This window comes from Enterobacter cloacae complex sp. P6RS (assembly GCF_014982245.1).
Lineage (GTDB): Bacteria > Pseudomonadota > Gammaproteobacteria > Enterobacterales > Enterobacteriaceae > Enterobacter > Enterobacter bugandensis.
This window is the reverse complement of the sequence record NZ_JADCLB010000008.1, coordinates 89,683-103,066: the sequence shown is the minus strand read 5'-3', so window position 1 is coordinate 103,066 and position 13,384 is coordinate 89,683. Positions and strand designations below refer to the sequence as shown.

Genomic DNA, 13,384 nt, shown 5'->3' with positions numbered 1-13,384 from the left:
ATGTCCGAACTCTACCTGAAGTGGATGGACCGTCTGTACCTGCTCGCCATGGCGGTGGCGGGTGTCTCGCTGCTGGTGATGACGATTGTCATCCCCATCGGCATCTTTTCACGCTACGTGCTCAACCGCGGCGAATCCTGGCCGGAGCCCGTCGCCATTATCTGCATGGTAACGTTCACCTTCATCGGCGCGGCGGTGAGCTACCGCGCCGGGTCGCACATTGCGGTCAATATGCTCACCGACCGTCTGCCCGCGTCGCTGCAAAAGCTGTGTGTACGTGTGGTTGATCTGCTGATGCTGCTGATTTCCGGTCTGATGTGCTGGTACAGCTACTGGCTGTGCGTCGAGCTGTGGGAGCAGCCGGTGGCGGAGTTCCCGATCCTGACTTCCGGCGAAAGCTACCTGCCGCTGCCGATCGGGTCGGCGATTTTGATTCTGTTCGTGCTTGAACGCCTGCTGTTTGGCGCGCAGGAAAACCGTCCGGTCGTGCTGATCGGCAATCACAGTTAAGGGGTGAACAATGGATGCTTTTGTTTTGTTATTCACCCTCGCCATTTTGCTGGCGCTGGGGATGCCGGTGGCCTTCGCCGTGGGGCTGAGCGCCGTGGCAGGTGCGCTGTGGATTGATTTACCGCTGGAGGCGCTGATGATCCAGATCACCAGTGGGGTGAACAAATTTACCCTGCTGGCGATCCCGTTCTTCATCCTCGCCGGAGCGATCATGGCGGAAGGGGGCATTGCCCGACGGCTGGTTAACTTCGCCTATGTGTTTGTCGGCTTTATCCGCGGCGGGCTGTCGCTGGTGAACATCGTCGCCTCGACGTTCTTCGGCGCGATTTCTGGCTCGTCGGTGGCGGATACAGCGTCCATCGGCAGCGTGATGATCCCGGAGATGGAGAAGAAGGGCTATCCGCGCGAATACGCGGCGGCGGTCACGGCCAGCGGGTCGGTGCAGGCGATTCTGATCCCGCCCAGCCACAACTCGGTGATTTATTCCCTGGCGGCGGGGGGAACGGTCTCCATCGCCACGCTGTTTATCGCCGGCGTGCTGCCGGGGCTGCTGCTGGGGCTGTGCCTGATGATCCTCTGTCTCGGATTCGCCCACAAGCGCGGTTACCCGAAGGGTGAGAAAATCCCGTTTAAGCAGGCGGTGAAGATTTTACTTGATGCCCTGTGGGGGCTGATGACGGTGGTGATTATCCTCGGCGGGATCTTGTCCGGGATATTTACGGCGACGGAATCCGCCGCCGTGGCCTGCCTGTGGGCATTCTTCGTCACCATGTTTATCTACCGCGACTACAAATGGAGCGAACTGCCGAAGCTGATGTGCCGCACGGTGAAAACCGTCACCATCGTGATGATTTTAATCGGCTTTGCCGCGGCGTTTGGCGCGGTGATGACCTACATGCAGCTGCCGATGCGCATCACCGAGTTCTTCACGTCGCTCTCTGATAATAAGTACGTGATCCTGATGTATCTCAACATCATGCTGCTGCTGATCGGCACGCTGATGGACATGGCGCCGATCATTCTGATCCTGACGCCGGTGCTGCTGCCGGTGACCAACTCTTTGGGGATCGACCCGGTGCACTTCGGGATGATCATGATGGTTAACCTGGGGATCGGGCTGATCACCCCGCCGGTCGGATCGGTGCTGTTTGTGGCGAGCGCGGTGAGTAAGCAGAAGATTGAAACCGTGGTGCGGGCGATGCTGCCATTTTACGGCATCCTACTGGTGGTGCTGGGGATGGTGACGTATATCCCGGCGATATCATTGTGGCTGCCGAGGATGTTAGGGATGCAGTAACGCCGTTTTTTGCCGGGTGGCGGCTGCGCCTTACCCGGCCTACGGTTCAGAGTTGTTATTGGCCCGGTAAGGCGCAGCCGCTACCGGGCGTTTTTATTTCCGCCGTAATAATCTCAACGCGTTAGCCGTGACCAGCACCGTCGCCCCGGTATCCGCCAGCACCGCCAGCCACAGGCCAGTCATGCCGAGCAGCGTGGTGACGAGAAATATCCCCTTCAGACCCAGCGCAATGCCGATGTTCTGGCGAATATTGGCGCGCGTCGCCCGCGCAAGAGCGATCATCTGCGCCAGCCCGGTCAGGCGGTTGTGCGTTAGCGCCGCGTCGGCGGTCTCCAGCGCCACGTCGGTGCCGCTGCCCATGGCAATACCGAGGGTGGCGGCCTTCATCGCCGGGGCATCGTTAATTCCGTCACCGACCATCGCCAGCGGCGCGCGGCTGTTCAGTTCGGTTACCGCGCTGACCTTATCCGCTGGCAGTAATCCGGCCTTAAACGCCAGCCCCAGCTCGTCGGCAATCGCGGCCGCCGCGCGCGGGTTATCGCCGGTGAGGATCACGCCCTGTACGCCCAGCTGATGCAGCGCCGCCACGGCGTCTTTGGCGTCATCGCGCAGAGTGTCGCGCAGTGCCAGCATGCCCTTCGACACGCCGTCCTGCATCACGGCAACGACCGTCTGCCCGGCCTGCTCTAACGCCTCAACCTGTGGATGAGAGAACGCGCCCGCCGCAACAATCAGCACCTTTTTGCCGTCGACGACGGCCTCAATCCCTGACCCGACCAGCGCCCGTTGGGCGGTTGCCGAAGGGATAGCCAGCCCGCGCCTCTGCGCTTCACGCACTATCGCCTGCGCCAGCGGGTGAGTGGAGCCCTGCTCAACGGCGGCGGCCATTATCAGCAGTTCGTCTTCGCTGATGTCCTGCGGATAGACGCCGGTGACCTGCGGCTTGCCAACCGTCAGCGTGCCGGTTTTATCGAAGGCGATATGCTGAACCTGGCTCAGCTGTTCCAGCGCCGCGCCGCCCTTAATCAGCGCCCCGCGACGTGCCGCTGCCGCCAGCCCCGAGGTAATCGCCGCGGGCGTAGAGATCACCAGCGCGCACGGGCAGCCAATCAGCAGCAGGGTCAGCCCTTTATAAATCCAGCCCTCCCACGGCGCGCCGAAGAACAGCGGTGGAACGACGGTGACCAGCAGGGCGACCAGCATGATGGCGGGGGTGTAAATCCGGCTGAAGCGGTCAATAAAGCGTTCGACCGGCGCGCGGCGCTCCTCGGCCTCTTCAATCAGCTTCAGGATACGGTCGATGGCGCTGTCGCCCGGCTCGGACAGGACTTTGAGCTGCACCAGGCGGTCGACGCTGGTGGCACCGGCAGGGACTTTTTCGCCTGCCGCACGCTCCACCGGAATGGATTCACCGGTCAGGGCGCTTTCGTCAAAGCTCGCGGTGGCGGTAACGAGAGCCCCATCGGCAGGCAGACGGCCGCCCGCGGCGACTTCAATCACGTCGCCCGGGCGCAGCGTGTTGATGGCGACCGTTTCACGTTTGCCTTCATTGACCCGCGTGGCGGTTTCTGGCTTCAGCGCCATCAGCGCGCTCACCCCTTTGCGCGCCCGGCTCGCTGCCCAGCCCTCAAGCCGTTCGCCGATCAGGAACAGCAGCAGCACCATCGCCGCTTCCGCCGTCGCGCCAATGAACAGCGCGCCGATGGCCGCCACGCTCATCAACGTTTCAATGGCAAACCAGCTGCCGCTTCTCACCAGGCGCAGTGCCTGACGGGCAATCGGGAACAGCCCGACCAGGGTAGTGGCAATAAACGCCAGGTTGCCGAACGGGTGGTTAATCTGCTCCAGACCCCAGCTCAGGGCCATCATGATGATGAGGGTAATAAGCGGCAGGTTTTCTTTCAGGGGAGAGGTTTTTTCGGCAGGTGCCGTTTCGCTGCGCAGGGTATAGCCCGCCTTGCTGACGGCAGCTTCAACCTGCTTACTGACGTCTTTTTCGGCGCTGACCAGTAGCTTTTCGGTGGCGAACAGGACCTGAGCGTGGTTCACGCCCGGTACCTGCCTCACCGCGTTTTCCACTTTGCGGGCGCAGGCCGCGCAGTCCATGCCGTTGACGACCCAGCTGTAGCGGTTGCCGTTTTCAGGCAGCGCGTCGACCTGCGTTTCGCACGCGCCCTCGCAGCAGCAGTCGTCTTTCGGCGGAACCGGGCTGAGCTTAAGCGCCGAGAATTGTGGGACTTTTTTTGGAATTTCTGGAGTCGACATGGCAGTCTCCGGTAATGATAATTTTCTCATTAACCGCAGCATACACTCTGGAGTCGACTCCAGAGTCAAGCGTTATTTAGATATACAATGAACGCACGATCAGGAAGTGCCCGGCAAAGTAGCAGGCGGACGAAATCGCGTTATCCGCGCGGAAGCGGCGGCGATAGTGGCTGCCCAGCCAGACGATATTGCCGATTAACAGCAGCGCCGCGCCGAAGAACGCGGACATCGCCTGAGATGTCGGGCGGAAGAACCACAGTTCACCGGCCAGCCACACCATCACCAGCGTCATGGCGATAAACGTGCATACCGGCAGACGCATCTCTTCTAGACGCGACCAGATCACCGCAATCAGCAGCGTGCCAATCACCAGCAGCACCAGCGGTAGCGGCCAGAAGAAGGAGAGCGTCATCTGGCTGGCAAAGTAGATGGTATACAGCAGATGGGAGAGGAAAAATGCCCCCACGGCATACAGCAGGCGCTGACGCGGCAGCAGGGTTAAGGCATCACCAATCAGGGAGGCACACAGCCCGGCGAGCACCAGATAGCTGATGGCGTTAAACATCGGAGCCTGCCAGGCGAGCAGCAGAAGCAACAGCAGCGTGACGGGTTTAAACAACCAGCGCTGCCAGGCTGGACCGCGATAGGACGCATCGACATAAAGCCATGCGGAAAAACAGACAGCGATAAATGACCAAAGCATATTAACTCCCTGTAACTGTTGAGGCTGAATAATCAGTTTCTGATCCAGTGTAGTGACGCGAGCGGGCGTTTGGCAATGCCGGGGCAGGCGAGGTATCCTGAATTCCGCATAATCTGATGGGATGTTTCAATGAGCAAGATGCCGCTGTTTTTCATTATCGTGGTGGCGATTATCGTCATTGCCGCCTCGTTTCGGTTCGTGCAGCAGCGCCGCGAAAAGGCGGACAACGACGCCGCGCCGCTGATGCAAAAGCGCGTAGTGGTGGCGAACAAACGCGAGAAACCGCTTAATGACCGCCGCTCTCGCCAGCAGCAGGTGACGCCTGCGGGCACTGGCATGCGCTATGAAGCCAGCTTTAAGCCGGAAACCGGTGGTCTGGAGATGACCTTCCGCCTGGAGGCGCAGCAATACCATCAGCTGACGGTGGGAGAGAAAGGCACGCTGAGCTATAAAGGGTCGCGTTTTGTAGGTTTTAGGGCTGAATAATGCGCGATCGGTCCCCTCTCCCCGTGGGAGAGGGTTAGGGTGAGGGCATAACACCGCACCTTACTTCTTCACCTGCGCCTTAAACTTCTTCATCCACACCAGCAGTTCAAACACGCCGAAAATAAACACCCGCAGCTGCTGCCAGCCGGTCATCGGCGGGCCATCTTTCGGCAGGCCGTTTTTCAGCATCACCATCTGCAGGGCGTGCATGAACGAGGTGAAAATCAGCGCCACGTTAACAAAGATGTTCAACGGGCGCGGGAACGGGTGCACCAGATTCAAAATCAAAAATGCCCAGACGCCCAGCATCAGCAAGCGTCCCAGGTTAATCAGTACCGGCATCGGATCCTCCTTGTGCCTGACGGTGATACAGACGATAAGCCACCTGGCCTGCGACCTTCTCGCGGTGCAGATCCCAGTGAACGGGAACGGGTGGCAGGCCGTTTTCCACTTCGCTTTCTACATAAATCAGCGCGTCATCCGCCAGCCAGCCATTGTGCTCCAGCAGGGATAACGTCTCTTCCAGCAACCCCTTGCGGAACGGCGGGTCGACAAAGACCACGTTATGCGGCGTACCCTGCTGCGCGAGGAAGCTCAGCGTATTGGTGTTGACCACTTTCGCGTTCGTCGCCTTCAGCGTCGCCAGATTTTGCTGCAGCGTCTGCGCAACGCCGCGCTCCATCTCCAGCAGCGTGGCGCTGGCGGCGTAGCGCGATAGCGCCTCTAGCCCTAAGGCACCGCTTCCGGCGAAGCAGTCCAGGCAGTGGGCGTCTACCATTGATGGGGCAAGCCAGTTAAACAGCGTCTCGCGAACGCGGTCAGTTGTAGGGCGTAAACCGGGGCTGTCCGGCACCGGTAATTTCCGGCCTCGCCACTGACCGCCGATAATGCGAATTTGTCCGGCCGGGGCGCGGGTGGGTTTCTTCATCTCAGGAAAGCTCTGTTAACCATAGCCCTGCGATTGCGGGCGGTGATGTCAATTAAGTAAAGTGTTAGACTATTTCATCATTTTTTTAGCTTCCCTGTATATAGCGCCGCGAGGAGTGTAGTCGCAGATGGCAAAACAAAAAAAACGTGGCTTCTTTTCCTGGTTGGGTTTCGGTGAAAAAGAGCAAGAAACAGAACAGAAAACCGAAGAGCAACAGGTTGTAGAAGAGCAGTCACAGCTTGAAACGCCTGTCGAAACCGCTGCGATTGTCGAAGCGGAAGAACCAGCGCACAGCAAAGAAGAGATTGAATCCTTTGCTGAAGAGGTGGTTGAGGTCACTGAGCAGGTTCAGGAGAGCGAGAAGCCAGAGCCGGTTATCGTAGAAACCCTTACCGAAGCGCCGCAGGCCGCTATCGAACACGAAGCGCTGCCGCTGCCCGAAGAGGTTAAAGCTGAAGAGGTTTCTGCCGAAGAGTGGCAGGCCGAAGCGGAAACCGTTGAAATCGTTGAGGCGGTGGAAGAAGAGGCGGCACTTGAGCCAGAGCTGACCGACGAAGAGCTGGAAGCTCAGGCGCTGGCGGCGGAAGCGGCTGAAGAAGCGGTAATTGTCGTGCCGGTGGAAGAGCAGGCCGAAGAAGAGATCGTTCAGGAGCAGGAAAAACCGACCAAAGAAGGTTTCTTCGCGCGCCTGAAGCGCAGCCTGTTAAAAACCAAAGAAAACTTAGGTTCCGGATTTATCAGTCTTTTCCGCGGCAAGAAGATCGACGACGATCTGTTTGAAGAGCTGGAAGAGCAGTTGCTGATTGCGGACGTGGGCGTGGAAACTACCCGTAAGATCATCGCCAACCTGACCGAAGGGGCGAGCCGCAAACAGCTGCGCGACGCCGAGGCGCTGTACGGCCTGCTGAAAGACGAGATGGGTGAAATTCTCGCAAAAGTTGACGAACCGCTTAATATTGAAGGCAAAACGCCATTTGTTATTCTGATGGTTGGCGTTAACGGCGTGGGTAAAACCACCACCATCGGCAAGCTGGCGCGCCAGTTTGAGCAGCAGGGCAAATCGGTGATGCTGGCGGCGGGCGATACCTTCCGTGCGGCAGCGGTTGAGCAGCTCCAGGTGTGGGGCCAGCGCAACAACATTCCGGTGATTGCCCAGCACACCGGCGCGGATTCCGCATCCGTGATTTTCGATGCCATCCAGGCGGCGAAGTCGCGCAACGTGGACGTGCTGATTGCCGACACCGCAGGGCGTTTGCAAAACAAATCGCACCTGATGGAAGAGCTGAAGAAAATCGTCCGCGTCATGAAGAAGCTGGACGAAGATGCACCGCATGAAATTATGCTGACTATCGACGCCAGCACCGGGCAGAACGCCATTAGCCAGGCGAAGCTGTTCCATGAAGCGGTAGGGCTGACGGGGATCACGCTGACCAAACTGGACGGCACCGCGAAAGGCGGGGTGATCTTCTCCGTGGCCGACCAGTTCGGCATTCCTATCCGCTACATCGGTGTGGGCGAGCGTATTGAGGATTTGCGTCCGTTTAAGGCGGACGACTTTATTGAGGCATTATTTGCCCGAGAGGACTAACAATGATTCGCTTTGAACACGTCAGCAAGGCCTATCTCGGTGGGAGACAAGCGCTGCAGGGGGTGACGTTCCACCTGCAGCCAGGCGAGATGGCATTCCTGACCGGCCATTCCGGCGCGGGGAAAAGTACCCTGCTCAAGCTTATCTGTGGGATCGAACGGCCAAGCGCCGGGAAAATCTGGTTCAGCGGCCACGAAATTAGCCGTCTGAAAAACCGCGAAGTGCCGTTTCTGCGTCGTCAGATCGGCATGATTTTCCAGGATCACCACCTGCTGATGGATCGCACCGTTTTCGATAACGTGGCGATCCCGCTGATTATTGCCGGCGCCAGCTATGACGATATCCGCCGTCGCGTCTCTGCGGCGCTGGACAAGGTCGGGCTGCTGGACAAAGCGAAGAACTTCCCGATCCAGCTTTCCGGCGGTGAACAGCAGCGCGTGGGCATCGCCCGCGCGGTGGTGAACAAGCCTGCCGTACTGCTGGCGGATGAACCGACCGGTAACCTGGACGATGCCCTGTCCGAAGGGATTTTGCGTCTGTTTGAGGAATTCAACCGCGTAGGGGTAACGGTACTGATGGCGACGCACGACATGGGGCTGATTTCCCGTCGTTCGTACCGCATGCTGACCCTGAGCGACGGGCATTTGCACGGAGGCCACGGTGAACAAGCGTGATGCAATGAACCAGATTCGGCAGTTCGGGAACCGGTTCGACCGTTTCCGTAAGCCGCAGGGCGGCGGTGACGGCAATCGTAATGCGCCTAAGCGCCAGAAAGCGGCGCCGAAACCGGCCTCCCGCAAGACCAACGTGTTTAACGAACAGGTGCGCTACGCCTTCCACGGCGCGCTGCAGGACCTGAAAAGCAAACCGCTGGCGACGTTCCTGACGGTGATGGTGATTGCCATCTCCCTGACGCTGCCAAGCGTCTGCTACATGGTCTATAAGAACGTCAACCAGGCGGCGTCGCAGTATTACCCGTCACCGCAGATCACCGTTTATCTGGATAAAGCGCTCGACGATAACGCGGCGGCGCAGGTGGTCGGGCAAATTCAGGCCGAGCAGGGCGTGGAGAAGGTGAATTATCTCTCCCGTGAAGAAGCGTTGGGCGAGTTCCGTAACTGGTCAGGCTTTGGCGGCGCGCTGGACATGCTGGAAGAGAACCCGCTGCCCGCCGTGGCGGTGGTGATCCCGAAGCTGGATTTCCAGGGAACCGATTCGCTCAACACCCTGCGCGACCGCATCACACGCATCAACGGGATTGATGAAGTGCGCATGGACGACAGCTGGTTTGCCCGTCTTGCGGCGCTGACCGGGCTGGTGGGGCGCGTGTCGGCGATGATCGGCGTGCTGATGGTGGCGGCGGTATTCCTCGTCATCGGTAACAGCGTGCGTCTGAGCATCTTTGCGCGTCGCGATACCATCAACGTGCAGAAACTGATTGGCGCAACGGATGGTTTCATCCTGCGTCCGTTCCTCTACGGTGGCGCACTTCTCGGTTTCTCCGGCGCATTTCTTTCACTGATATTGTCAGAAATTTTGGTGATGCGGCTTTCGTCTGCCGTCACAGAAGTGGCGCAGGTTTTCGGAACTAAGTTTGATATCAGTGGCTTAGGCTTCGATGAGTGCCTGCTATTGCTGCTGGTGTGCTCCATGATCGGCTGGATTGCCGCATGGCTGGCAACGGTTCAACATTTACGCCACTTTACTCCCGACTAATAAAAGCGTGATATAATCTTTCCCTGCACCGAGATGTTCGCTCTGCAGGGAAAGCGTCCCTGTTGTCTCTTCCCCTGTTATCATCTCCATGTCACATTTTGTGCGTAATTTATTCACCGTTGCACCTGGAACTTGTGGATAAAATCACTGTCTGATAAAAGAGTGAATGCTAATCTCGTTGCTCAAACGCTTTGGCATGGTTGTTGCCTGACGGGGACAGCCTGGACCAGAAGAAACATTGAGAGGAATGAATGACCAAAGAAATGCAAACTTTAGCTTTAGCCCCTGTTGGTAACCTGGAATCTTACATCCGGGCTGCGAACACCTGGCCGATGTTAACGGCCGAGGAAGAAAAGGAGCTTGCTGAAAAGCTGCATTACCAGGGCGATCTGGAAGCAGCGAAAAAGCTGATCCTGTCTCACCTGCGCTTTGTTGTTCACATTGCTCGTAACTATGCGGGCTATGGCCTGCCGCAGGCGGACTTGATTCAGGAAGGTAACATCGGCCTGATGAAGGCTGTACGTCGCTTTAACCCGGAAGTGGGCGTGCGACTGGTCTCCTTCGCCGTACACTGGATCAAAGCAGAAATTCATGAATACGTGCTGCGCAACTGGCGTATCGTGAAAGTCGCCACGACAAAAGCGCAACGTAAGCTGTTCTTCAACCTGCGTAAAACCAAGCAGCGTCTGGGCTGGTTCAATCAGGATGAAGTGGAAATGGTGGCGCGCGAGCTGGGTGTATCCAGCAAAGACGTCCGTGAGATGGAATCCCGTATGGCCGCGCAGGACATGACCTTTGATATGTCCTCCGACGACGACGCATCTGACAGCCAGCCGATGGCACCGGTTCTGTATCTGCAGGATAAAACCTCTAACTTTGCCGACGGCATTGAAGAGGACAACTGGGAAGATCAGGCCGCGAACAAGCTGACCCATGCGATGGAAGGCCTCGACGAGCGTAGCCAGGACATTATCCGCGCCCGCTGGCTGGACGAAGACAACAAGTCCACGCTGCAGGAGCTGGCCGACCGCTACGGCGTTTCTGCTGAACGTGTCCGTCAGCTTGAAAAGAACGCCATGAAAAAACTTCGCGCTGCTATCGAAGCGTAATTACCGCGAAGTACACCGAGAGCCCTCGAATGCAAATTCGGGGGTTCTGTTTTTTTAGCGCCCGCTCTGGCGAATTTCTCCCCCCTGGCAAACACTTACTGATGCGCTAAGCAGGCGATTTTCTCAGGGGGACAGGGTGAAAAATAACGAACTGAACGACCGGCGTTTACAGGCGACGCCGCGCGGCATCGGCGTGATGTGTAACTTCTATGCTGATAAAGCCGAAAACGCCACGGTGTGGGACGTGGAAGGCAATGAGTACATCGACTTCGCCGCCGGGATCGCGGTGCTGAATACTGGCCATCGCCATCCGAAAGTTATCTCCGCTATCGAAAAACAACTCCACGCTTTTACCCACACGGCCTACCAGATTGTGCCGTATGAGGGCTATGTGGCGCTTGCCGAGCGCATCAACCAGCGCGTGCCGATTGACGGCCCGGCCAAAACCGCCTTCTTCTCGACGGGTGCTGAAGCGGTCGAAAACGCGGTCAAAATTGCCCGCGCGTATACCAGACGCCCCGGCCTTATCACCTTCGGCGGCGCGTTCCACGGTCGCACCTTTATGACCATGGCGCTGACCGGTAAGGTCGCGCCGTACAAGCTGGGTTTCGGCCCGTTCCCCGGTTCGGTATACCACGCTCAATTCCCTGACGATCTGCACGGCATCAGCACGGCGGAAGCATTAAAAAGCCTGGAGCGCATCTTTAAGGCGGATATCGCCCCAGACCAGGTGGCGGCCATTATTCTCGAACCGGTTCAGGGAGAGGGCGGGTTCAACATTGCGCCCGCTGATTTTATGCAGGCGCTGCGCGCCCTGTGCGATACCCACGGAATTTTGCTGATTGCCGACGAGGTGCAAAGCGGCTTCGCCCGCACCGGCAAGCTGTTCTCGATGGAACACCACTGCGTGAAGCCGGACCTGATCACCATGGCAAAAAGCCTCGCGGGCGGGATGCCGCTCTCAGCGGTATCGGGCCGCGCCGAGGTGATGGACGCGCCTGCACCTGGCGGTCTGGGCGGTACCTACGCAGGTAACCCGCTGGCGATTGCCGCGGCCCACGCGGTGCTGGACGTGATTGATGAGGAAGATCTCTGCACGCGCTCGGCGCATCTCGGCCATCATCTGGTAGAAGTGCTCAACAAAGCGAAGGAAAACTGCCCGTTCATCGCCGACATCCGTGCCCAGGGCTCGATGGTCGCGGTAGAGTTTAACGATCCGCAATCCGGACAACCGTCGCCGGAATTTACCCGTCAGGTGCAGGAGCGCGCGTTGAACGAAGGGCTGCTGCTCCTGAGCTGCGGCGTTTACGGCAACGTGATCCGCTTCCTTTATCCGCTTACCATCCCCGAAGCGCAGTTCCGTAAAGCGCTGGACATTATCTCCGCGTCGCTGACACGTTAAAGCCACCAGCCCGGCGGTAAATCCTGTCGGGCTTATCATATATTCATTTCAAATTAGCTATTCCAAAATCATAAAAATGGGGTATGTTTTAGCAGAGTATGCTGAAAAAGCGCGAACAGCACACCAATAACTGAAATAAAGCGCTGCACAACAACATCACAACAATCGTAATAACCATAATAATGGGGAATCTCAGGATGAACATGAAGGGTAAAGCGTTACTGGCAGGATGTATCGCGTTGGCATTCAGCACCATGGCGCAGGCAGATATTAAAGTGGCCGTGGTGGGCGCAATGTCCGGTCCGGTAGCACAGTACGGCGACCAGGAATTTACGGGCGCAGAACAGGCAGTTGCAGACATTAATGCTAAGGGCGGCATCAAGGGCGAAAAACTGCAGATCGTAAAATACGACGATGCCTGTGACCCGAAGCAAGCGGTCGCGGTGGCGAACAAAGTGGTCAACGACGGCATCAAATACGTTATCGGTCACCTGTGTTCCTCTTCTACTCAGCCCGCGTCTGACATCTACGAAGACGAAGGTATCCTGATGATCACCCCGGCTGCGACCGCACCGGAGCTGACCGCGCGCGGCTACAAGCTGACCCTGCGTACCACCGGTCTGGACTCCGATCAGGGCCCAACGGCGGCTAAGTACATTCTGGAAAAAGTGAAGCCGCAGCGTATCGCGATTGTTCACGACAAACAGCAGTATGGTGAAGGTCTGGCCCGTGCGGTGCAGGACGGTCTTAAAAAAGGCAATGCCAACGTGGTCTTCTTTGATGGGATCACCGCTGGCGAGAAAGACTTCTCCACCCTGGTGGCGCGTCTGAAGAAAGAGAATATCGATTTCGTTTACTACGGCGGCTACCACCCGGAAATGGGCCAGATCCTGCGCCAGGCGCGCGCGGCGGGTCTGAAAACCCAGTTCATGGGCCCGGAAGGCGTGGCGAACGTTTCCCTGTCTAACATCGCGGGTGAATCTGCCGAAGGTCTGCTGGTGACCAAGCCGAAGAACTACGACCAGGTGCCAGCGAACAAACCTATCGTAGATGCCATCAAGGCGAAGAAGCAGGATCCAAGCGGCGCGTTCGTCTGGACCACCTACGCAGCGCTGCAGTCTCTGCAGGCAGGTCTGAATCAGTCAGCCGATCCGGCTGAGATTGCCACCTGGCTGAAAGCCAACACGGTGGAAACCGTGATGGGGCCGCTCTCCTGGGACGCAAAAGGCGATCTGAAGGGCTTTGAGTTCGGCGTGTTTGACTGGCATGCTAACGGAACGGCGACAGACGCCAAATAAACGCAAATGGCAACCGTAAGGTTGCCATTTTAGTGTTTGCACCCTCTCCCCGTGGGAGAGGGCCGGGGTGAGGGCATCATGC

13 protein-coding genes are annotated in these 13,384 nt (G+C 58.1%); 9 read left to right on the top strand and 4 right to left on the bottom strand.

From position 1 onward, the window contains the following. Both INF73_RS05300 and INF73_RS05295 read left to right on the top strand, forming a co-directional pair. Positions 1 to 510, top strand: coding sequence for a TRAP transporter small permease (locus INF73_RS05300; RefSeq protein WP_045260961.1), 510 nt, complete (start codon positions 1 to 3; stop codon positions 508 to 510). A gap of 10 nt (positions 511 to 520) precedes the next feature. Beyond that, a complete protein-coding gene (locus INF73_RS05295) occupies positions 521 to 1,807 on the top strand; it encodes a TRAP transporter large permease (RefSeq protein ID WP_126327287.1) in 1,287 nt (428 codons plus the stop codon). 93 nt (positions 1,808 to 1,900) lie between these two features. On the opposite strand, the gene zntA is transcribed toward INF73_RS05295, so the two are convergent. Both zntA and INF73_RS05285 read right to left on the bottom strand, forming a co-directional pair. Continuing rightward, complete coding sequence (gene zntA, locus INF73_RS05290; RefSeq protein WP_193540849.1) at positions 1,901 to 4,072, bottom strand: Zn(II)/Cd(II)/Pb(II) translocating P-type ATPase ZntA; 2,172 nt, start codon at positions 4,070 to 4,072, stop codon at positions 1,901 to 1,903. A gap of 76 nt (positions 4,073 to 4,148) precedes the next feature. Further along, entirely contained in the window at positions 4,149 to 4,775 is a 627-nt protein-coding gene (locus INF73_RS05285; RefSeq protein ID WP_193540847.1) for a lysoplasmalogenase, read from the bottom strand. Positions 4,776 to 4,904: 129 nt separating this feature from the next. Between INF73_RS05285 and INF73_RS05280 the strand changes: the two genes are divergently transcribed. Next, a complete protein-coding gene (locus INF73_RS05280) occupies positions 4,905 to 5,261 on the top strand; it encodes a DUF2500 domain-containing protein (protein ID WP_028015139.1) in 357 nt (118 codons plus the stop codon). Between the two features lie 60 nt (positions 5,262 to 5,321). Here INF73_RS05280 and INF73_RS05275 read toward each other — a convergent pair whose 3' ends face one another. After that, entirely contained in the window at positions 5,322 to 5,603 is a 282-nt protein-coding gene (locus tag INF73_RS05275) for a DUF1145 family protein (RefSeq protein ID WP_014882110.1), read from the bottom strand. Beyond that, complete coding sequence (gene rsmD / locus INF73_RS05270) at positions 5,587 to 6,189, bottom strand: 16S rRNA (guanine(966)-N(2))-methyltransferase (RefSeq protein WP_028015140.1); 603 nt, start codon at positions 6,187 to 6,189, stop codon at positions 5,587 to 5,589. Before rsmD ends, INF73_RS05275 begins: the two co-directional genes overlap by 17 nt. Before the next feature lie 127 nt (positions 6,190 to 6,316). Between rsmD and ftsY the strand changes: the two genes are divergently transcribed. The 6 genes from ftsY (at position 6,317) to livJ (ending at position 13,302) form a co-directional block, all read left to right on the top strand. Next, positions 6,317 to 7,777, top strand: a complete 1,461-nt coding sequence (ftsY, locus tag INF73_RS05265; protein ID WP_193540845.1) for a signal recognition particle-docking protein FtsY — start codon at positions 6,317 to 6,319, stop codon at positions 7,775 to 7,777. A 2-nt stretch (positions 7,778 to 7,779) separates the two neighbouring features. After that, positions 7,780 to 8,451, top strand: a complete 672-nt coding sequence (gene ftsE / locus INF73_RS05260; RefSeq protein ID WP_003861525.1) for a cell division ATP-binding protein FtsE — start codon at positions 7,780 to 7,782, stop codon at positions 8,449 to 8,451. Further along, positions 8,438 to 9,493, top strand: a complete 1,056-nt coding sequence (gene ftsX / locus INF73_RS05255; protein ID WP_028015142.1) for a permease-like cell division protein FtsX — start codon at positions 8,438 to 8,440, stop codon at positions 9,491 to 9,493. The genes ftsE and ftsX overlap by 14 nt, the downstream gene beginning before the upstream one ends. 251 nt (positions 9,494 to 9,744) lie before the next feature. After that, the gene (rpoH, locus tag INF73_RS05250; RefSeq protein WP_028015143.1) at positions 9,745 to 10,602 is read left to right on the top strand and encodes an RNA polymerase sigma factor RpoH; all 858 of its coding nucleotides are present in this window, start codon (positions 9,745 to 9,747) and stop codon (positions 10,600 to 10,602) included. A gap of 136 nt (positions 10,603 to 10,738) precedes the next feature. Then, positions 10,739 to 12,004: a 4-aminobutyrate--2-oxoglutarate transaminase gene (locus INF73_RS05245; RefSeq protein WP_069733688.1), complete on the top strand. Its 1,266-nt coding sequence runs from the start codon at positions 10,739 to 10,741 to the stop codon at positions 12,002 to 12,004. Positions 12,005 to 12,201: 197 nt separating this feature from the next. After that, the gene (gene livJ / locus INF73_RS05240; RefSeq protein WP_072201786.1) at positions 12,202 to 13,302 is read left to right on the top strand and encodes a branched chain amino acid ABC transporter substrate-binding protein LivJ; all 1,101 of its coding nucleotides are present in this window, start codon (positions 12,202 to 12,204) and stop codon (positions 13,300 to 13,302) included. Positions 13,303 to 13,384 lie beyond the last annotated feature (82 nt).

Coding starts and splice junctions, on each gene's coding strand:
- INF73_RS05300 (WP_045260961.1), top strand. CDS start 1: ATGTCCGAACTCTACCTGAAGTGGATGGACCGTCTGTACCTGCTCGCC.
- INF73_RS05295 (WP_126327287.1), top strand. CDS start 521: ATGGATGCTTTTGTTTTGTTATTCACCCTCGCCATTTTGCTGGCGCTG.
- zntA (WP_193540849.1), bottom strand. CDS start 4,072: ATGTCGACTCCAGAAATTCCAAAAAAAGTCCCACAATTCTCGGCGCTT.
- INF73_RS05285 (WP_193540847.1), bottom strand. CDS start 4,775: ATGCTTTGGTCATTTATCGCTGTCTGTTTTTCCGCATGGCTTTATGTC.
- INF73_RS05280 (WP_028015139.1), top strand. CDS start 4,905: ATGAGCAAGATGCCGCTGTTTTTCATTATCGTGGTGGCGATTATCGTC.
- INF73_RS05275 (WP_014882110.1), bottom strand. CDS start 5,603: ATGCCGGTACTGATTAACCTGGGACGCTTGCTGATGCTGGGCGTCTGG.
- rsmD (WP_028015140.1), bottom strand. CDS start 6,189: ATGAAGAAACCCACCCGCGCCCCGGCCGGACAAATTCGCATTATCGGC.
- ftsY (WP_193540845.1), top strand. CDS start 6,317: ATGGCAAAACAAAAAAAACGTGGCTTCTTTTCCTGGTTGGGTTTCGGT.
- ftsE (WP_003861525.1), top strand. CDS start 7,780: ATGATTCGCTTTGAACACGTCAGCAAGGCCTATCTCGGTGGGAGACAA.
- rpoH (WP_028015143.1), top strand. CDS start 9,745: ATGACCAAAGAAATGCAAACTTTAGCTTTAGCCCCTGTTGGTAACCTG.
- livJ (WP_072201786.1), top strand. CDS start 12,202: ATGAACATGAAGGGTAAAGCGTTACTGGCAGGATGTATCGCGTTGGCA.